A 21,147-nucleotide genomic window follows, 5' to 3' on the forward strand; every position below is an offset into this window, starting at 1 on the left:
TCTATATTTATTTGTCCTTTTTTAGGTTGTTTTTTCTCTTCACTCATCTTATTGATTTTTATTTTGTTGAAAGTAGTTTGCTATCAAAATATATACAGGATACATAATCTTGTAAAATCATGTTATCACTAAAATACAAAAAATCCCGACCCGAAAACTATCGGGCCGGGATTTAAAAGAAATCAGGGTCGCAATTGCGACCCTGATAATATCCGAAATTAATTGTAATTAACTTCTTGCTTATTCTCAAGCATCTCGTCAAATTCTTCTTTAGAACCAACAATAATACTGTCATATTCACGCATTCCGGTACCTGCAGGAATTCTATGTCCTACAATTACGTTCTCCTTAAGTCCTTCAAGTTCATCGATCTTACCGCTTACTGCAGCTTCGTTCAATACTTTGGTAGTTTCCTGGAAGGAAGCCGCCGAAATAAAGGATTTAGTTTGAAGCGATGCCCTGGTAATACCCTGTAGCACCGGTGTAGCCGTGGCATTGGTCACATCCCTCGCTGTAGCAAGATTCTTGTCTTCTCTTCTTAGAAGAGAATTCTCGTCTCTTAGCTGACGTGGAGTAATGATCTGCCCTGCTTTCAGGTTCTCTGAATCTCCGGCATCTTCCACTACTTTCAATCCGAAGATCTTATCATTTTCCTCGATGAAATCAGATTTATGAACAAGCTGGTTTTCAAGGAAAATAGTATCTCCCGGATCCTGAATTCTAACCTTACGCATCATCTGTCTTACCACAACTTCAAAGTGCTTATCGTTGATCTTCACACCCTGTAGTCGGTAAACTTCCTGCACTTCATTTACAAGATACTGCTGAACCGCGTTCGGTCCTTTGATATTAAGAATATCTTCAGGAGTAACAGATCCATCAGAAAGCGGCATTCCGGCACGAACATAATCGTTCTCCTGAACAAGGATCTGGTTAGAAAGCTTTACTAGATATTTCTTAACCTCACCAAGTTTAGATTCCACGATTATCTCGCGATTTCCACGCTTGATCTTTCCGAATGAAACAACACCATCGATCTCACTTACCACAGCCGGGTTGGATGGATTACGAGCTTCGAACAATTCGGTTACCCTTGGAAGACCACCTGTAATATCCCCTGCTTTAGAAGATTTACGCGGTATCTTAACCAGGATTTTTCCTACTTTGATCTTATCTCCGTTATCTACCATTAGGTGGGCACCCACCGGTAGGTTGTAAGACCTGATCACTTCATCTTTCTTACCTAGAATGTGAAGCGTTGGAATTAGTTTTTTATTTCTTGATTCTGAAATTACTTTTTCCTGGAATCCGGTTTGCTCATCTATTTCAACCTGGTAGGTTACACCCTGCTCCACGTTTTCATATTTGATCTTTCCTGCGAATTCAGAAATAATAACTCCGTTATATGGATCCCACTGGCATACAATATCGCCTTTTTTAAGTTCGGCACCATTATCAATAAAGATTTGAGAACCATAAGGAATATTACTGGTACTAAGTACCACTCCGGTTTTCTTATCTTTTATTTTAAGTTCTGCGGTACGTGAGATCACAATTTCGGCAAGACTTCCATCAGGAGCTTCGCCTTTTACTACTTTAAGGTCTTCAATTTCGGCAATACCGTCTAATTTAGCCTCAAGTTTATTGTCTTCTGAAATGTTTCCTGCAATACCACCCACGTGAAAGGTACGAAGAGTAAGCTGAGTTCCCGGCTCCCCAATTGACTGGGCAGCAACAACACCAACAGCTTCACCTTTTTGTACCATCTTATTGGTAGAGAGGTTTCTTCCGTAACATCTTGCACAGATTCCTTTTTTAGCCTCACAGGTAAGCGGAGAACGAACCTCTACGCTTTCAATAGGTGCTGCATTAATCTTATCAACAACTTCATCTGTAATTTCTTCTCCGGCTGAAACCAGAAGGTCTCCGGTTGAAGGATGGGTTACATCATAAAGGGAGATACGTCCCAGGATTCTTTCACCTAAAGATTCAACAATTTCTTCATTCTTCTTAAGCGGTTTTACTTCTACTCCTCTTAGGGTACCACAATCTTCTTCATTTACAATCACATCCTGTGATACATCCACAAGTCTACGGGTAAGGTAACCAGCATCGGCAGTTTTAAGGGCCGTATCGGCAAGACCTTTACGCGCACCGTGAGTAGAGATAAAATATTCAAGAATTGAAAGCCCTTCCTTAAAGTTAGAAAGAATTGGGTTCTCGATAATTTCACCACCCCCTGAACTGGATTTCTTCGGCTTGGCCATCAGTCCACGCATACCAGTTAACTGACGAATCTGCTCCTTAGAACCACGCGCCCCGGAATCAAGCATCATATACACCGAGTTGAATCCTTGCTGATCTTCACGAATTCGCTTCATAGCTAGTTCAGTAAGTCCTGCGTTGGTAGAGGTCCAGATATCAATAACCTGGTTATAACGTTCATTGTTGGTAATAAGACCCATATTATAGTTTCCTATAATACCTTCTACCTGTTCGTTAGCCTCATCGATCATCGCCTGCTTTTCTTCAGGAATAATAATATCCCCTAAGCTAAAGGAAAGACCACCGCGGAAAGCAAAACCATATCCCATATCCTTAATAGCATCAAGGAAATCGGCAGTTTCAGGTACACTGGTTACTTTCAGTATCTTTCCAATAATGTCTCGCAGAGATTTCTTGGTAAGTACATCGTTAATATAACCGGCTTTTTCTGGCACAGCCTCATTAAAGAGCACTCTACCTACCGTGGTTTCAATTAGCTGGGTTGTAAGTTCACCAATTTCATTGAAGTCTTTGGTTCTTATTTTGACAATAGCATTAAGGTCTACTTGCTTCTGGTTGTAAGCAATTACAAGTTCTTCAGCAGAATAGAAAGTAAGACCTTCGCCTTTAACCTTCACTTCATCAGTAGACTTTCTGGATTTGGTCATATAGTAAAGACCAAGTACCATATCCTGAGACGGAACCGTAATTGGGGAACCGTTCGCAGGGTTTAATATATTGTGAGAAGCCAGCATTAATAACTGTGCTTCCAAAATAGCCTCCGGTCCTAACGGAAGGTGAACCGCCATCTGATCCCCATCAAAGTCGGCGTTGAATGCCGTACATGCAAGTGGGTGCAGCTGGATAGCTTTTCCTTCTATAAGTTTAGGCTGGAAAGCCTGGATTCCCAGACGGTGAAGTGTGGGGGCACGGTTAAGCAATACAGGGTGTCCTTTTAGAACGTTCTCAAGAATATCCCATACTACCGGCTCTTTTTTATCTATAATTTTCTTGGCAGATTTCACTGTCTTCACAATTCCTCTCTCGATCAATTTTCTGATCACAAAAGGCTTGTAAAGTTCGGCTGCCATATCCTTCGGAATACCACATTCGTACATCCTCAATTCAGGTCCAACAACAATTACCGAACGCGCGGAGTAATCCACACGCTTACCAAGTAAGTTTTGACGGAAACGTCCTTGTTTACCTTTTAAGGAATCAGAAAGCGATTTCAACGGACGGTTCGAATCGGTTTTTACTGCTGAAGATTTCCTGGTATTGTCAAACAATGAATCTACCGATTCCTGAAGCATACGTTTTTCGTTACGTAGAATCACTTCAGGAGCTTTGATCTCCATCAACCTTTTCAAACGGTTGTTACGAATAATAACCCTTCTGTAAAGGTCATTTAAATCTGAAGTCGCGAAACGTCCACCATCAAGAGGCACAAGCGGGCGCAATTCCGGCGGAATTACAGGCACCACTTTCATGATCATCCATTCAGGAAGATTCTCGCGGTTGTTATTGGCATCCCGGAAAGCTTCTACAACCTGAAGACGCTTAAGCGCTTCAGTTTTACGTTGTTTTGAAGTTTCGTTATTTGCCTTGTGCCTTAACTCATAAGAAAGTTCATTAAGGTCAATTCTTCTTAAAATTTCGATAAGACACTCCGCACCCATCTTGGCGATGAATTTGTTCGGGTCGTTATCGTCTAAATAAAGATTTTCCTGCGGAAGGGTATCCAGAATGTTCAGGTACTCTTCCTCAGTTAGGAAATCCATTTTCTTCAATGGTTCTCCTTCTTCGTTCTTGGCGATACCTGGCTGAATTACTACGTAGCGTTCGTAGTAAATGATCATGTCCAGTTTCTTGGACGGCAGGCCAAGTAAATAACCTATTTTGTTTGGTAAAGAACGGAAATACCAGATATGTGCTACAGGAACTACCAAATTAATGTGTCCTACACGATCTCTACGTACTTTTTTCTCGGTTACTTCTACTCCACAACGGTCACAAACTATCCCTTTGTAGCGTATTCTTTTATATTTACCGCAGGCACATTCATAATCCTTTACAGGACCAAAAATACGCTCACAAAACAAACCGTCACGCTCTGGTTTGTGTGTACGATAATTGATAGTTTCCGGCTTAAGAACTTCTCCGCGGGATTCTGCGAGGATAGATTCCGGGGAAGCTAAACCGATAGAGATCTTATTGAATCTCTGTATTGTATTCTTATCATTATTTCTAGCCATAATAACTGCTGCTATAATTATTGTGAAAATCCTGTTTTAAGGGGACACCCAGGTGTCCCCATGTTCTAAAACAGTGTATTATTCTTCTAACTTAATATCCAATCCAAGACCTTTCAATTCGTGCATAAGTACGTTGAAAGATTCTGGTAGTCCCGGCTCTGGCATAGGCTCGCCTTTTACGATCGCTTCGTAGGTTTTTGCCCTTCCTATCACATCATCAGATTTTACGGTTAAGATCTCACGCAGGGTGCTTGATGCTCCATAAGCCTCAAGTGCCCAAACTTCCATCTCACCAAAACGCTGACCTCCAAACTGAGCTTTACCACCAAGCGGTTGCTGAGTAATAAGTGAGTACGGTCCAATAGAACGTGCGTGCATCTTATCTTCGATCATATGCCCTAATTTCAGCATATAGATCACACCAACAGTTGCAGGCTGGTCAAATCGGTCTCCCGTTCCACCATCGTAAAGATAGGTGTGTCCAAAGCGTGGGATTCCGGCTTCATCGGTGAGCTCATTGATCTGGTCAATAGTCGCTCCGTCAAAAATTGGAGTGGCATATTTATTACCAAGCTTTTGTCCTGCCCATCCAAGAACGGTTTCATAGATCTGCCCGATGTTCATACGCGATGGCACCCCAAGAGGGTTCAACACGATATCCACAGGAGTTCCATCATCAAGGAACGGCATATCTTCCTGGCGAACGATTCTTGCAACAATACCTTTGTTACCGTGACGTCCAGCCATTTTATCACCTACTTTTAGTTTACGCTTCTTAGCGATGTAAACCTTAGCAAGCTTAAGGATTCCTGAAGGAAGTTCATCTCCTACAGAGATAGTAAACTTCTCTCTTCTCAGGTTACCTTGAAGATCGTTTTCCTTGATCTTGTAGTTGTGGATAAGATCGGCTACTAAAGCATTCAGGTGATCGTCTGTAGTCCAGGTGCCGTGAGTAAGATGCGTATAATCATCTACGGCGTTAAGCATCTTAAGGGTATATTTCTTCCCTTTTGGTAATACTTCTTCCCCCAGATCGTTTTGTACTCCCTGAGCGGTTTTTCCACCTATAATAGCGAACAGCTTGTCTATAAGCTCAGCCTTTAGATTGGCAAACTTAGCATCATACTTCTTCTCAAGCGCTGTTACATCTTCTTTATCCTGAGCACGCTTACGCTTGTCTTTAATTGCACGGGCAAAAAGTTTTTTCTCTATCACAACCCCGTTAAGCGATGGGGAGGCTTTTAAAGAAGCATCTTTTACATCTCCGGCTTTATCTCCAAAAATAGCTCTAAGCAGTTTCTCTTCAGGAGTTGGATCGCTTTCACCTTTAGGAGTAATTTTTCCGATAAGAATATCGCCGGGTTTAACTTCGGCACCAATTCTAATCATTCCATTCTCGTCAAGATCTTTTGTCGCTTCTTCTGAAACGTTAGGAATATCATTGGTCAACTCTTCATTACCTAATTTGGTATCCCGAACTTCCAGCGAGTATTCATCAATGTGGATAGAGGTGAAAACATCCTCTCTAACCACTCTTTCAGAGATCACGATCGCATCCTCAAAGTTATATCCTTTCCAGGGCATAAAGGCAACCTTCATGTTTCTACCCAGAGCAAGTTCCCCTGCTTCGGTAGCATATCCCTGACATAAAACCTGTCCTTTGGTCACTCTGTCTCCAACCTTAACAATTGGTCTTAGGTTGATAGAAGATCCCTGGTTGGTTTTACGGAATTTAATAAGATTATAAGATTTAGAGTCACTATCAAAACTCACCATACGTTCCTCTTCGGTCCTGTCGTATTTGATAATGATCTTCTTAGCGTCTACATATTCCACTTCTCCGTCTCCTTCAGCATTTATCAATACACGGGAATCTGTAGCTACCTGACGTTCAAGCCCCGTTCCAACAATTGGAGATTCGGCTCTTAATAATGGTAGTGCCTGGCGCATCATGTTTGATCCCATCAACGCACGGTTCGCATCATCATGTTCCAAAAATGGAATAAGTGAAGCCGAAATCGAAGAAATCTGGTTTGGTGCAACATCGGTGTAATGGATCTCTTTTGGATCTACTACAGGGAAGTCACCTTCCATACGGGCAATTACCCTATCAGTGTCAATAGTTCCATCTTCTGTAAGCGGAATATTGGCCTGGGCTATTTTCTTATCTTCCTCTTCTTCAGCGCTTAAATAAATAGGCTCTTCAGAAAGATTTAGTTTTCCTTCAGATACTTTACGGTATGGAGTCTCAATGAATCCCATTCCGTTAACTTTAGCGTATACTGAAAGGGAAGAAATAAGTCCAATGTTCGGCCCTTCAGGCGTTTCAATAGGACAAAGTCTTCCGTAGTGAGTATAGTGAACATCACGAACCTCAAAACCTGCTCTCTCTCTTGAAAGACCACCTGGCCCAAGAGCGGAAAGACGACGCTTGTGAGTGATCTCGGCAAGCGGGTTGGTTTGGTCCATAAACTGAGACAGCTGGTTGGTACCAAAGAAAGAGTTGATTACTGAAGAAAGTGTCTTCGCGTTAATCAAATCGATTGGGGTAAACACCTCGTTGTCACGAACGTTCATACGCTCACGGATGGTACGTGCCATACGGGCAAGTCCCACTCCAAATTGCTGAGACAATTGCTCACCTACAGTTCTAACACGACGGTTAGAAAGGTGATCAATATCATCGATCTCAGCTTTCGAGTTAATTAACTCAATAAGATATTTTACAATGGTGATGATATCTTCTTTGGTAAGCACCTGCTTATCCATAGACACATCAAGACCAAGTTTCTTGTTCATTCTGTAACGCCCAACTTCTCCAAGGCTATAACGCTGATCTGAGAAGAATAACTTGTCTATAATCCCACGCGCAGTTTCTTCATCTGGCGGCTCGGCATTACGCAATTGACGGTAAATATGCTCCACCGCTTCCTTTTCAGAGTTGGTTGGATCTTTTTGAAGGGTGTTATGAATAATTGCATAATCACCGGTAGAGTTATCTTCTTTATGAAGAAGAATAGTCTTTGTTCCGGTTTCAAGGATTTCCTCGATATGGTCTTTTTCAAGTTCGGTATCACGGTCTAATACGATCTCGTTACGCTCTATTGAAACAACCTCTCCTGTATCTTCATCTACGAAATCTTCATACCAGGTGTTCAATACACGCGCGGCCAGTTTACGGCCTAATACTTTTTTAAGTCCTGTCTTAGAAACTTTAACCTCTTCAGCAAGGTCAAAGATCTCAAGGATATCTTTATCACGCTCAAATCCGATAGCACGGAAAAGGGTGGTAACAGGTAATTTTTTCTTTCTATCGATATAAGCGTACATCACGCTGTTGATATCTGTAGCGAATTCTATCCAGCTTCCTTTGAAAGGAATAACACGGGCAGAATAAAGTTTGGTTCCATTTGCATGGAAAGACTGTCCAAAGAAAACCCCGGGAGAACGGTGTAATTGAGATACTACAACACGTTCTGCACCGTTGATGCAAAAGGTACCACTAGGGGTCATATATGGGATAGTTCCCAAATAAACGTCCTGTACGATAGTTTCAAAATCTTCGTGCTCAGGGTCGGTACAATAAAGCTTTAATCTGGCTTTAAGCGGTACACTGTAAGTGAGGCCACGTTCAATACATTCCTGGATGGAATATCTTGGCGGGTCCACAAAATAATCTAAAAATTCTAGTACAAATTGATTACGGGTGTCCGTAATAGGGAAGTTTTCTAAGAAGGTATTATAAAGCCCTTCATTTCCCCGCTCTTCTGATTTGGTTTCTAATTGAAAGAAATCCTGAAACGACTTGATCTGGATATCCAGGAAGTCCGGGTAATCAGGCCTGTTCTTTACAGAAGAGAAACTCACTCTTTCAGTTTGCTTTGCTAACATCAATGGACGGATTATAAATTATATAAAAAAACTGCGCGTTATAAAGCTTTAGCTCTATATACGCAAAAGGGTTTAGACCTTCAGGAGCGAATCCTGAGGTCTAAACCTAAATAATATTGCTTCGGCAAGCTTATTTAAGCTCAACCTCTGCTCCTGCTTCTTCTAACTGGGCTTTAAGTGCTTCAGCTTCATCTTTTGCTACTCCTTCTTTTACTGGAGCAGGCGCGCCATCTACTAATGCTTTAGCGTCTTTAAGACCAAGACCGGTAAGCTCTTTTACCAATTTAACTACAGCTAGTTTAGATCCACCTGGAGCATTAAGAATTACGTCGAATTCTGTTTGCTCTTCAGCTTCTTCACCACCACCGGCAGCAGCACCACCAGCAACAGCTACTGCAGCAGCAGCAGGCTCAATGCCATATTCTTCTTTTAAAATATCAGCTAACTCGTTTACTTCTTTTACGGTCAAGTTAACCAATTGTTCTGCGAAATCTTTCAAATCTGCCATTTTCTATCGTTTTAAAATGTTCTTTAAATTTATAATTGTTAAAAAGTGCGTACTATATTAACCTTCCTTTTCTGAAAGGGTCTTAAGAATTCCGGCTAATTTACCGCCACCTGATTGAAGTGCTGAAATAACATTCTTAGCAGGTGATTGTAGTAATCCGATGATATCTCCAATAACTTCTTCTTTAGACTTAATGTTAACCAGAGTATCAAGATACTCATCACCAACATAAACGGCTTCTTCTACAAAAGCTCCTTTTAAAAGAGGTTTATCAGATTTCTTTCTGAATTCCTTGATTACTTTGGCCGGTGCATTACCGGTTTCAGAAATCATTATTGAGGTGTTGCCTTTCAAAACTCCAGGAAGATCACCGAAATCTTTATCAGATCCTTCCATCGCTTTGGCAAGCAAGGTATTCTTAACTACCGCCAGTTTTACGTTAGCTTTAAAACAAGCTCTACGTAAATTTGTGGTTGCTCCGGCATTAAGGCCGGAAATATCAGCTAAATAAATGATTGAATTATCAGTTAACTGGGCAGTTAAATCTTCAATTACTATTGATTTTTCTTCTCTTGTCATAACTATCTAATTATTGCTCAGTGAACCTTTTAGTATCAATCTCCACACTTGGGCTCATGGTAGAAGAGAGGTATATACTTTTTATATAGATTCCCTTTGCTGCCTGAGGCTTCAATTTCACTAAAGTAGTTAATAATTCTCTCGCGTTTCCGGCTAATTTATCAGCCTCAAAAGATGCTTTCCCAATACCAGCATGTACAATTCCGGTTTTATCAACTTTAAAGTCGATCTTACCGGCTTTAACATCAGATACTGCCTTTGCAACATCCATAGTTACTGTACCGGTTTTAGGGTTAGGCATCAATCCACGTGGTCCTAAAACACGACCAAGAGGTCCTAATTTACCCATTACACTAGGCATAGTGATAATTACATCAACATCAGTCCAGCCTCCTTTTATCTTGTCAAGATATTCATCCAGTCCAACATAATCGGCGCCTGCCTCTTTTGCTTCTTCTTCCTTATCAGGAGTTACCAAAGCCAAAACCTTAACATCTTTACCGGTACCGTGTGGAAGGGTTACTACACCTCTTACCATCTGGTTGGCTTTTCTGGGATCTACGTTCAAACGAACCGCCAAATCCACAGAAGCGTCAAAGTTTTCATTGGAAACTTCCTTTATTAAAGCTGAAGCTTCTGCAACCGAATACGTTTTACCGCTTTCGATTTTAGATTGGGCTTCTTTTTGCTTTTTAGTCAATTTTGCCATTTCTTAATTTCTTTTTGGATTAAAACGGTGCATTACCTTTTACAGTTATTCCCATTGAACGAGCTGTTCCGGCAACCATCTTCATAGCAGATTCTATAGTGAAGGCATTTAAATCCTGCATTTTGTCTTCTGCAATAGCTTTAACCTGATCCCAAGAAACACTTGCTACTTTTTTTCGGTTAGGTTCCCCTGAACCTTTTTTCGTTTTAGATGCTTCCAATAACTGTACTGCAGCTGGAGGTGTTTTAATCACAAAGTCAAAAGACTTATCTGAATAAACATTAATCGCAACCGGCAATACCTTACCTTGTTTATCCTGGGTTCTACCATTGAATTGCTTACAGAATTCCATGATATTCACCCCGGCAGCACCTAAAGCAGGTCCAACTGGTGGTGATGGGTTAGCAGCACCCCCGCGAACTTGTAGTTTTACAACTTTACTTACTTCTTTTGCCATTTTTTCAATTTTTAGGTGATAGTTTGTTATAGTGGAAGCTTTAAAAAACTATCGAAAAAACTATGTAACAATATAATCTTTATACTTTCTCTACTTGCATATAGCTTAGTTCCAATGGTGTCTTTCTTCCGAAGATTTTCACCATTACTTCAAGCTTACGCTTTTCTTCATTAATCTTTTCTACAGTACCGTTAAACCCGTTAAAAGGACCATCGATAACTTTAATAGTTTCTCCAATGGTAAATGGTATAGCAACATTATCGGCCTTAACCGAAAGTTCATCCACCTTACCTAACATTCTGTTTACTTCAGATTTTCTTAAAGGCACCGGATCCCCGCCTTTGGTTTCACCCAAAAAGCCAATTACTCCATTGATAGATTTAATAATATGAGGGATTTCTCCACCAAGATTGGCTTGCACCATTACGTATCCAGGAAAATAAACTCTTTCCTTATTAACTTTCTTTCCGTTTCTTATCTGGATCACCTTTTCTGTAGGAACCAAAACCTGGTCAATATAGTCCTCAAGATTATTGTGAGCGATCTCCCGCTCAATATATTCCTTCACCTTATTCTCCTGGCCACTAACAGCCCGGACTACATACCAGTTTTTTTCCTTAACATCTGCCATTTCCCGTCTATTTAAGATTTGATCCACTTAAAGTATTCCTCAATAACCCCACTAAACACGGTGTCTACACCCCATATTGCTAATGAAAAGATTATAGAAAATACCGCTACAAGAATGGTGAGCCTTTGAGCTTCTGGCCAGCTTGTCCAGGTAACATGGTTCTTTAACTCGTTGTAAGATTCGGATATATAATTAACAATTCCTGCCATTTCTTTCAATGTATTTGAACGGATTGAGAGGCTTCCTTCAGTTTCCATCAGGACAAGCTTCTCGCTTCTTTTTTTACTGCACGGGTTGAGAGGCTCGAACTCCCGACACCTGGTTTTGGAGACCAGTGCTCTACCAACTGAGCTAAACCCGTAAATATAAGTGAAGGTATCCCGGCTGTTAACCAGGATACCTTTTTATATAAAAATTCTAATTAGTCTAGAATCTCAGTTACCTGACCAGCACCTACAGTTCTACCACCTTCACGGATAGCGAAACGTAGTCCAACATTCATTGCAATAGCCTGGATAAGATCTACAGTAATAGTAAGGTTATCACCTGGCATTACCATTTCTACACCATCAGGAAGGTTAATTGTTCCTGTTACGTCAGTTGTACGTACGTAAAACTGAGGACGGTAGTTGTTATGGAATGGAGTGTGACGTCCACCTTCTTCTTTTTTAAGGATATAAACCTCAGCTTTGAATTTAGAGTGAGGAGTTACAGATCCTGGCTTGGTAATTACCATACCTCTTGAGATCTGAGATTTCTCAATACCTCTTAACAAGATACCAACGTTATCTCCAGCTTCACCTCTATCAAGGATCTTACGGAACATCTCAACACCAGTAACAGTAGAAGTAAGTTTTCCAGCTCCCATACCGATGATCTCTACAGGATCTCCAGTGTTTGCAACACCAGTCTCAATACGACCAGTTGCTACAGTACCACGTCCAGTAATAGAGAATACATCTTCTATAGGCATTAAGAAAGGCTTATCTACATCACGCTCTGGCAATTCGATCCAGCTATCAACAGCCTCCATCAATTCAAGAACAGTTTTAGACCATTTCTCATCTCCTTCAAGAGCACCAAGAGCAGAACCTGAAATTACAGGACCATTATCTCCATCATACTCATAGAAAGAAAGAAGATCTCTAACTTCCATTTCAACTAGCTCAAGAAGCTCTTCATCATCAACAAGGTCAACTTTGTTCAAGAACACAACAATTCTTGGAATACCAACCTGACGTCCTAAAAGGATATGCTCACGAGTTTGTGGCATAGGACCATCTGTAGCCGCAACCACAAGAATAGCACCGTCCATTTGAGCAGCACCTGTAACCATGTTTTTTACGTAATCGGCGTGACCAGGACAGTCAACGTGAGCGTAATGACGGTTAGCAGTTGAATACTCTACGTGAGAAGAGTTAATTGTAATACCTCTTTCTTTCTCTTCAGGAGCATTATCGATTTGATCAAAAGCACTGGCTTCTGAATAACCAGCATCAGCCATTACTTTTGTAATAGCTGCAGTTAAAGTTGTTTTTCCGTGATCTACGTGTCCAATAGTACCTATATTAAGGTGCGGCTTGGACCGATCGTAAGTTTCCTTTGCCATAATTAATACTTATTTAATCTTAGTTATATATTAGTGTTCAATTTTATACAAAATCTAGAGCCAACGACGAGAATTGAACTCGTGACCTCTTCCTTACCAAGGAAACGCTCTACCCCTGAGCTACGTCGGCTATTAAGAGAGTATCACCCTCTAAGTTCTCCGGAAAATACAAAATACCATAAGCCAGGCCAGGCTTACGGGTTTTAAAAATGTATTCTCTCATTCCAGTTTAGACGCTAAAAAAATAAAGCAGATCCAGCAGGAAAAATTTAAGTGAGCGGGAGACCGGGTTCGAACCGGCGACATTCAGCTTGGAAGGCTGACGCTCTACCAACTGAGCTACTCCCGCATTAAATTCAGGATCTGAAATTCAAGATTGATTTTAAATCTCGAATTCGGAATCTTGAATTTTAAGTGGGGAGAGCAGGATTCGAACCTGCGAAGTTAAAAACAGCAGATTTACAGTCTGCCCTCGTTGGCCGCTTGAGTATCTCCCCAAATCATTTTTTCACTATTTCATAGAACCATAACCGTTCCCGGCTAAGCTTTATGATGTTTTTTAAAACGGCTGCAAATAAAAAGAAATTTACAGCAGCATCCAAAGCATTTTTTCAAAAATTTTAAGAACATTTTTTAGCCTCCTCAACTTCAGAATATTAAATCCTGAATTTTTTTCTTGAGAACGACGATTTTGTCTGTTTCAAAATTTCAAGAGCCGATGAAGGGACTTCCTTCGACTTAAGCTCAGGACAGGCTTCTAGTCCCTCTTACATGCAAAAAAGGATTCTATTCCTAATTGCAACATCCTTCGCGTTAACTTCAAAATTTCAAGAGCCGATGGAGGGACTCGAACCCACGACCTGCTGATTACAAATCAGCTGCTCTAGCCAGCTGAGCTACATCGGCCTCTAAGCCTACTTTTTCACATAAAAAAGTCCGCTATTTCTAACGGACTGCAAATGTAAATAAATAATTCCTTTCACAAAACAATTCTGCGAAAAAAAATCAACTAAACATGCGCATTCATTTTTTCTTTGCGTTTTATCAACTGCCTTTGCAAAGAAGTAACTGATTCATCTACACACTCCTCAAATTTTTTACAGGTTTTCTTCACAATTAATTCTCCTCCGGGAATACTGAGTAAGATCTCAGTAGTTTTATTGGTTTTATTGCTGGTATTCTCAGTTTTTAGATATACATCGGCAAAGATTATTTTATCGAAATAGGTTTCTAACTTATCCAGTTTCATTTGAATAAAATCAATGAGTTTCTGGTCAGCATTGAAATTTACAGACTGCACGTTCACTTTCATAATATCGAGAATTTAATTAAACAATAATTGAGTTAGTCTTTTTTGTTCCGGGGATGTGCCATTTTATGCACCTTGCTTAATTCTGATATGCTATTGTGAGTATATACCTGCGTTGAAGCTAGGCTGGAATGACCCAGCAACTCTTTTACAGCATTGAGGTTGGCTCCCTGGTTCAATAAATGCGTCGCGAAACTATGCCTTAGTATATGAGGACTCGTTTTTAGCTTCCCTGACACCTTACTAAAGTAATTATTAATAATCCTATAAACAAAACTTTCAGATAATTTAACGCCGGTTTCAGATACAAAAAATTGCCTGTTATCCTCACCCCCTTTTAAAGCCTTTCTGGCGCCTCGATAAGCCTTAACCGATTCACAAACCGAAGTCAATAATGGAATATATCTTTCCTTGCTCCGCTTACCTAAAACCTTAATCACCTGATTGGCTTCGTCGATGTCTCCGGTTTTAAGATTTATAAGCTCAATGCGACGAATCCCGGTGGTATAAAACAATTCCACAATGAGCTTGTCTCTTATCCCTACAAAAGTATCAGTCTCGAAGGAATCAAGTACCTGCCTTACTTCTTTTTCTGAAAATGGCACCTGTACCTTCCCAGGGGTTTTTAGGGCCCGGTGTTTAGCCAGGGGAGAAATTTCCAGCTGACCGGTTTTCTGAAGGAACCGATAATATGCTTTTAAAGATGAAATTTTCCGGTTAACGCTTCGGTTGGAGATTCCGCTTTCAACCAGGTTTACGATCCAGGTTCTTATTTGGGGGTAGTTAACATCAGTTAGATCTCCAGAATCAAATTCCTCTTTTAGAAAATTCTGAAATGCTGTAAGATCAGCCTTGTAGGCAGTAAGGGTATGCGCAGAGTAATTCTTCTCTAAATGCAGGTAATCCAGAAACTGGGAAAAGGGCATAAAAAAACTGTTGGAAAACAAAGTTATGAAACTTTAGTTTACCAACAGTTATATTGCAATACCAAGAAGCAAGGCTATCCTGGATTTAATTTTAAATCTCTGTAAGAGAAACTTTCTGCAATAAGATTTCCGACTTCTCGGAAATGACCAAAGATCTAAATGTCTTCCTGGTCTCTCAAATGCTGAATGTATTCTGCTTTTTGGATTTGAGCCCTACGTTCTACTGACGGCTTTGTGAAATGTTGACGACTTCTCAACTGACGCATCGTTCCCGTTTTATCGAATTTTCTCTTAAAACGCTTCAGCGCTCTATCAATATTTTCTCCGTCTTTTACTGGTATTATTAACATAGTGTCACCTCCTTTCATTAAAAATTAGGCTGCAAATATAATTCAATTATACAAACCCACAATTATTATTCAAATAAATTCCTACAGTGTGAAAATTTTATTTCGCTGCAGGCTTATACTCCTTCTTATCGATGATCATTTTAGCGATTATCTCCCGTAATATCTCTGAAGTTCCTCCGCCAATAGGCCCTAAACGGCTATCGCGGAACATTCTTGCCAGGGGATAATCTTCCATATAACCATAACCTCCCAGCATCTGTAAAGCATCATAGATCACCTGGTCAGCAATTTTGGTGGAAAGCAGTTTAGACATACTGGCTTCTTTTACCACATACTCCCCCATTTCCATTCTTTTGGTAACAGAATAATTAAACTCCCTGCACATTTCAACTTCACTGGCCATATCGGCTACTTTGTGTCTTAATGCCTGAAATTTATCAATAGTCTTTCCGAAGGCTTCGCGCTCCGACATATAATTCAATGCGTAATCCAGAGCATACTCGGCGCGCGCATGGGCGTTTATCCCCATAATTAATCGTTCCATCGCGAAATGCTGCATGATATAAGAAAAACCTTTATTCTCCTCGCCCATCAAATGATCTGCCGGGATCTCTACATTGTCAAAGGCTATTTCAGCAGTATCGGAAGCTCTCCAGCCCAGTTTATTGAGTTTAGAAGAAGAAATTCCGGGAGTATCCCTGTCTACCATAAAAATGCTCATCCCCTTACTTCCCTTCGAAGGATCCGTCTTAGCGGCTACTATCAGATAATCTGAATACACTCCGTTAGTGATAAAGGTCTTCGACCCATTCAGAACATATTTGTCTCCTTTTTTAACCGCGGTGCTTCGCATTCCGGCAACATCCGATCCTCCAAAGGGCTCAGTGATGCACAAACATCCTATCTTCTCACCATCAATACTTGGGGTAAGATATTTTTTCTTTATCTCTTCACTGCCTTCAGTTTTTACATGGGTCATGGCAAGATAAGCATGGGCCCACATGGCAGCAGCAAATCCGCCACTGTTAATTTTTTGAAGCTCTTCCAGAAAGATCACGGTATAAAATAGATCTAAGCCCATCCCTCCGTATTCTTCAGGTTGGTTAAGGCCAAAATATCCCATTTCCCCGAATTTCTTCCAGATAAATCGCTCGATCTCCCCGGTTTCTTCCCATTTATCCAAATGAGGTACTACCTCTTTCTGAAGAAATTCCTTAAAACTTTTTCTGAATAATTCGTGTTCTTCTGTAAAATACATGCTGTTCATGTGCTTCTTTTATATTAAGATAAGGGAAGGCGGGATAAAACCTTTCCCCTGAAATTTTAAAAAATTAAAAATAACTTGATTTTTTAAGATTCTGAAATAAAATTTTAACTGATTAAAAAACCAGGAATTATTCAGAAATCTGCATCCGCGCCCAAATATAATTGAATTCTATCGATCCTATCCGCAGGAAATCCTTCAATTTTTGATAATTCCCTAAGATCTTCGATATTTTCATGCAACAATCTGTAATCTATGATCTCCCTTGCTAATTCATAGCCTATATATGGCACTTCACTTAATTCCAGTAATCCGGCATCGTTTATATTTAATCGCTCAACCTCAGGCTTGGTTTTGACTGTAAAAACCGATGTTAGCTTATCCCGGGTTTCAAAATTCAGCCCGTAGATATCCTTTAGCTGAATGTCATCTACAAAGCCTCCTATTTTATTTCGGTAGTTTATAATTCTGCTTGAAAGCACTTCCCCTACGCCATTAATTTGCTGAAGCTCCTCTGCCGTGGCAGTATTGAGATCGGTCTTTTGAGCAAAACTGCGATTATTAACACTTGTCTTTTGCTTCGGAAAAGTTCTGGGATTGGTTACCCATTCCGGAAATTTGAAATAGGGAGAGATTACCGCCAACATAGAATCAGAAACTCCGGTTACCTTTTGAAATTCCTCAGCCGAATTAACCCAATTATCTCCCTCCCTGAATTTATGCAGGCGGTCTGTTTCCTCCAGGCTCATTCCAAGCGTATACGCCCTGTAATCTGTGATATAATTTGGATTAAACGGATAAATTTTTAAGGTATCAGCCCCTGCCCGGGCTGCTTTGATTGAATCAATTTCTTGCTGGAATTTCCTTATTTCATCTTCTTCCGCAGAAATTTCATTCCCGGGATTGTAATCCATAAAATAAAAGATTCCCTGGAGCACTATTACGATAAGCAACAAAAGAAAGATCCCATTTTGTTGATTTCTTGAAAAAACAAAATGGGATCTTAGACCTTTCATGGTAAATTATATTAGCTGACCGTGGCTTCACGCTGTTTTCTAAACAGCTCGCCGGCCTTTAATTTACGGGTGTATTCTTTAAGATCTCGCCTTACCTCACCAGACATTATATAAAGTCCAATAATATTAGGGAAAGACATAGCAAGTATCATCATATCTGAGAAGTCAAGCACCGCTCCTAAACTAATGGATGCTCCAACTACAACAAAAACCAGGAATAAGATTTTATAAACCAGCTCTGTTTTTTTGCTTTTTCCGAATAGGTAAGTCCATGAGCGCATTCCGTAGTAAGACCAGGAGATCATAGTAGAGAAAGCGAAAAGGAAAACAGCAAGTGCAAGCACATAAGGGAACCAGGAAATAACACTTGCAAAAGCATCAGAGGTTAATTGAACCCCTCCAACTCCTTCAATTTCGTGCATTCCCGTAAAGATCAACACCAAAGCGGTTAGTGTACAAACTACTACGGTATCTATAAAAGGTTCGAGTAAAGCTACAAAACCTTCAGAGGGCGGATGGTTTGTTTTGGCCGCAGAGTGAGCGATAGCAGCAGATCCAACCCCGGCTTCGTTAGAGAACGCAGCCCTTTGGAATCCTACTACCAACACCCCAATAATACCACCTTTTAAGGCTGTAGGATTGAATGCTCCATTATATATAGCCGCAAATGCAGGCCCAATATTCTCATAGTTTATAATGATAACGGTAAGTGCTCCCAGGATATATACTGCAGCCATAAAGGGAACCACCTTTCCGGTTACCTTAGCAATACTCTGGATTCCACCAATAATTACAATCCCTACAAGAACAGCGATCACTAATCCGAACCAGAAACCATTCCCAATCAGCATTGGAAATTGTCCGGAAAGGATCTCGAAAGATTGATTTGCCTGGAACATGTTCCCTCCTCCAAAGGAGGCTCCAATACCTAGAATAGCGAAAAATGCTGCCAGGAATTTTCCAAGTCCGCGCATATTTCTCTTTTCGAGTCCGTATCTAAGGTAATTCATTGGTCCACCAAAGATCCTTCCTTCAGAGTTGATAAATCTGTATTTCACACCTAAGGTACATTCCACGAATTTGGAAGACATTCCAAGAATACCCGCCACGATCATCCAGAAAGTTGCGCCAGCACCTCCCAGGGATACGGCTACAGCCACCCCGGCGATATTTCCTAAACCAACAGTTGCAGAAACAGCCGTGGTTAGAGCCTGAAAGTGAGTAATACTTCCCGGAGCGTTTGGATCATCATATTTACCTTTGGCCAGGTCTAAAGCATGTCTGAAACCTTTAAAATTGATGAAGCCCATTCTTACGGTGAAAAAGGCAGCTCCGAAGATTAACCAGATTACAATAAATGGAATACCATGTGTTTGAGGATCACCATTTGGATGTGTTAACATAACCGGTTCGTCATACTCAATATTCGCAAAAAAGTGAGCGCCGGTTTCGATAACATCTGCTGTATTTTCGAAGTTGTAAATAACTTCTCCTTCTTCAACCTTATAGTTTAAGGTTCCGGAGGCATTTGCATAGGCGTTTAAATCATCTCCCTTATCAGAACTGATAATCGCTATAAGATCGCCTTCTTCTACATGCTGGCCTTCTGCAACTACCCACTCCTTAAGAGTAAAGCGATCTTCAATTCCTGCTTCCCAACCCGGCGTTGGCACATTTTTAAGATCAGCATAGGCGATGGGATCATAAACCCCAATCGCAGAGAACGGATCCCAGAAAAGGATCGCGGTCATACTTTCAACTATAGGAACGAAAGTACCATTGAAATGTTCGGTAATTGCTTCAGCTTCAACCGTATAAGAGCGGGTGGTAGAATTTCCTTCGCTATCGGTGATCACCACTGAGTAAGGAACCCCCTCGGTTAAGCCTTCAGCACGCTCAGAGTCCAGGGATGTGCCCTGGTCAGACCATTGATAGGAATAGGGCGGTGTACCGCCACTTACCTCAAGGTCTATAAAAGCATTATTAATAACGTTTGAAGGATTCCCTAGTTTGGCCTCAACTTCAAGTTCCTGAGCGTTTAATGTTACAAATGAAAATAAAAAGAACAATGAAAGTATATACTTTCCCATATAGCTTAGTAGTTAATTTAGCATTTTATTTTTCAGCGAAGCAAGATGCTAAAAAATTAGCCTTTTTCAAATTTTTAGGAGTTAAATTGTAAAGGAATTGTTAAAAATGAAACCCCTTAGTATTTTAAAGCTTTTCTAAAGATCGAAAACCGAAGAGCGTTTGGTATAAACAAGGTCTTTCAATTTTAGCCAGAAAGCCAGGGTAAGATAGACTATAAAGCCTATTCCGAGGGTGAAAAATGAGGTATAGATAAAAAACAGGCGTACGCTTTTTGCCCGCATCCCGATCTTATCGGCCAGCCGGGAAGAGACATAAAAACCATGTCTTTCAAAATAATACCTGATTTTATAAATTAGGTTACGCATAGCACAAAGATAAACTTTCCGGTTAATTTACAGTCTTTAAAAGTTCAGCTCCTATTTCGCAGTTTAAACATTTGTTCTTATCACAGTAATTATTTTTTAGCTGAAGAAGGGCCTGAGATTCTATGGCATTTGAAGCAGTATCAGCTCTTAACCGATTGAATTTTTCAACTATGCTGTTATTTTCAGGTTTTACTTTTTCCAGAATATTCAGAATCTCTTCCTCCGGTCCCTTCCCTGTTTCCCGTGCATAACAAAATTTTAGAGGCACCACTGTATTGATAACAACCAGATCTACAAAATTCCTACTTATCTTCTTGGACCTTCGCCTATGAGTCTTGCTGAAACTATAATGTGTTTGCCAGAAATCTGAAGTTTCCACATCAAAAAGTTCGTAGATACCTTCCACCTCTTTTACCCTGATAAGTTCAGAGAATAAATTTTTATGTCTGTAATACAATGAAGCCAATTGGGATAATCTGATATTTGGAAAATTATCCGGCCGTAAACGAAAGAATTTTGGACTTGTTACCTCCCTGTTGCTAAGCTGATACTTATGTTTTAAAAACTCATATTCAGCTTTAAGATTTTCAAAATGTGTTTCAGAATTGCTTTTTTCCAGCAACCCGGCCTGTCCCATAAACAAAGCTTCCAGCTTTAACCTATCTGTTAAACACTTTTGAACCACTGAGAAATCAAAACTTCGGGCGAAGCTCAGGAAGGCATCTCCGTTTACATTTAACCCAAAATTCTTTGCCAGCAGGCTGAACAATACTGCCTCCCAGTTATTCTCAGACGCCTTGAGCATTTCCAGGATAAGGTCAGACTTATTCTTTAGCCTTTCAAAATAGACCCGTTCCAACCAATGTCTCAATTTGAAATCATCTACTGAAGGAAAGTCCTTTTCGCAATTGATCCATTTTTG

17 protein-coding genes and 5 tRNA genes are annotated in these 21,147 nt (G+C 40.4%); all 22 read right to left on the bottom strand.

Annotated elements, in window-relative coordinates; translation table 11 throughout:
* Nucleotides 1-218: 218 nt before the first annotated feature.
* The gene (rpoC, locus tag ACESK1_RS07905; protein WP_372919651.1) at nucleotides 219-4,520 is read right to left on the bottom strand and encodes a DNA-directed RNA polymerase subunit beta'; all 4,302 of its coding nucleotides are present in this window, start codon (nucleotides 4,518-4,520) and stop codon (nucleotides 219-221) included.
* Nucleotides 4,521-4,598: 78 nt separating this feature from the next.
* Entirely contained in the window at nucleotides 4,599-8,411 is a 3,813-nt protein-coding gene (rpoB, locus tag ACESK1_RS07910; protein WP_372919652.1) for a DNA-directed RNA polymerase subunit beta, read from the bottom strand.
* A gap of 130 nt (nucleotides 8,412-8,541) precedes the next feature.
* A complete protein-coding gene (gene rplL, locus ACESK1_RS07915) occupies nucleotides 8,542-8,919 on the bottom strand; it encodes a 50S ribosomal protein L7/L12 (protein WP_372919653.1) in 378 nt (125 codons plus the stop codon).
* A 57-nt stretch (nucleotides 8,920-8,976) separates the two neighbouring features.
* On the bottom strand, nucleotides 8,977-9,498 hold the full coding sequence (gene rplJ / locus ACESK1_RS07920) for a 50S ribosomal protein L10 (protein WP_372919654.1): 522 nt from the start codon (nucleotides 9,496-9,498) through the stop codon (nucleotides 8,977-8,979).
* Nucleotides 9,499-9,508: 10 nt separating this feature from the next.
* Complete coding sequence (rplA, locus tag ACESK1_RS07925) at nucleotides 9,509-10,207, bottom strand: 50S ribosomal protein L1 (protein WP_372919655.1); 699 nt, start codon at nucleotides 10,205-10,207, stop codon at nucleotides 9,509-9,511.
* A gap of 19 nt (nucleotides 10,208-10,226) precedes the next feature.
* Entirely contained in the window at nucleotides 10,227-10,664 is a 438-nt protein-coding gene (gene rplK / locus ACESK1_RS07930; protein ID WP_093405648.1) for a 50S ribosomal protein L11, read from the bottom strand.
* A gap of 79 nt (nucleotides 10,665-10,743) precedes the next feature.
* Entirely contained in the window at nucleotides 10,744-11,295 is a 552-nt protein-coding gene (gene nusG, locus ACESK1_RS07935; RefSeq protein WP_372919656.1) for a transcription termination/antitermination protein NusG, read from the bottom strand.
* Between the two features lie 11 nt (nucleotides 11,296-11,306).
* Nucleotides 11,307-11,504, bottom strand: coding sequence for a preprotein translocase subunit SecE (gene secE, locus ACESK1_RS07940; RefSeq protein WP_372919665.1), 198 nt, complete (start codon nucleotides 11,502-11,504; stop codon nucleotides 11,307-11,309).
* Nucleotides 11,505-11,583: 79 nt separating this feature from the next.
* Nucleotides 11,584-11,656: transfer RNA gene (locus ACESK1_RS07945), tRNA-Trp, on the bottom strand.
* Between the two features lie 60 nt (nucleotides 11,657-11,716).
* Nucleotides 11,717-12,904, bottom strand: coding sequence for an elongation factor Tu (tuf, locus tag ACESK1_RS07950; protein ID WP_372919657.1), 1,188 nt, complete (start codon nucleotides 12,902-12,904; stop codon nucleotides 11,717-11,719).
* Nucleotides 12,905-12,962: 58 nt separating this feature from the next.
* Nucleotides 12,963-13,034, bottom strand: a tRNA-Thr gene (locus ACESK1_RS07955).
* A 146-nt stretch (nucleotides 13,035-13,180) separates the two neighbouring features.
* Nucleotides 13,181-13,253 (bottom strand) — tRNA-Gly (locus tag ACESK1_RS07960).
* A 66-nt stretch (nucleotides 13,254-13,319) separates the two neighbouring features.
* A tRNA-Tyr gene (locus ACESK1_RS07965) sits at nucleotides 13,320-13,401 on the bottom strand.
* 335 nt (nucleotides 13,402-13,736) lie between these two features.
* Nucleotides 13,737-13,810 (bottom strand) — tRNA-Thr (locus tag ACESK1_RS07970).
* A gap of 103 nt (nucleotides 13,811-13,913) precedes the next feature.
* Entirely contained in the window at nucleotides 13,914-14,216 is a 303-nt protein-coding gene (gene hpf / locus ACESK1_RS07975) for a ribosome hibernation-promoting factor, HPF/YfiA family (protein WP_372919658.1), read from the bottom strand.
* Between the two features lie 32 nt (nucleotides 14,217-14,248).
* A complete protein-coding gene (locus ACESK1_RS07980; RefSeq protein WP_372919659.1) occupies nucleotides 14,249-15,139 on the bottom strand; it encodes a tyrosine-type recombinase/integrase in 891 nt (296 codons plus the stop codon).
* 155 nt (nucleotides 15,140-15,294) lie between these two features.
* On the bottom strand, nucleotides 15,295-15,489 hold the full coding sequence (rpsU, locus tag ACESK1_RS07985) for a 30S ribosomal protein S21 (RefSeq protein WP_081211342.1): 195 nt from the start codon (nucleotides 15,487-15,489) through the stop codon (nucleotides 15,295-15,297).
* A 97-nt stretch (nucleotides 15,490-15,586) separates the two neighbouring features.
* A complete protein-coding gene (locus tag ACESK1_RS07990) occupies nucleotides 15,587-16,756 on the bottom strand; it encodes an acyl-CoA dehydrogenase family protein (RefSeq protein ID WP_372919660.1) in 1,170 nt (389 codons plus the stop codon).
* A gap of 131 nt (nucleotides 16,757-16,887) precedes the next feature.
* The gene (locus ACESK1_RS07995) at nucleotides 16,888-17,769 is read right to left on the bottom strand and encodes a ComEA family DNA-binding protein (protein ID WP_372919661.1); all 882 of its coding nucleotides are present in this window, start codon (nucleotides 17,767-17,769) and stop codon (nucleotides 16,888-16,890) included.
* A gap of 11 nt (nucleotides 17,770-17,780) precedes the next feature.
* Entirely contained in the window at nucleotides 17,781-19,859 is a 2,079-nt protein-coding gene (locus tag ACESK1_RS08000) for an amino acid carrier protein (protein WP_372919662.1), read from the bottom strand.
* Between the two features lie 135 nt (nucleotides 19,860-19,994).
* A complete protein-coding gene (locus tag ACESK1_RS08005; RefSeq protein WP_372919663.1) occupies nucleotides 19,995-20,225 on the bottom strand; it encodes a PspC domain-containing protein in 231 nt (76 codons plus the stop codon).
* Between the two features lie 22 nt (nucleotides 20,226-20,247).
* The coding region (locus ACESK1_RS08010; protein ID WP_372919664.1) for a DUF2851 family protein at nucleotides 20,248-21,147 on the bottom strand (900 nt) is incomplete at its 5' end.

Origin of the sequence: Salegentibacter sp. (genome assembly GCF_041642575.1) — a bacterium.
Classification (GTDB): Bacteria; Bacteroidota; Bacteroidia; order Flavobacteriales; family Flavobacteriaceae; genus Salegentibacter.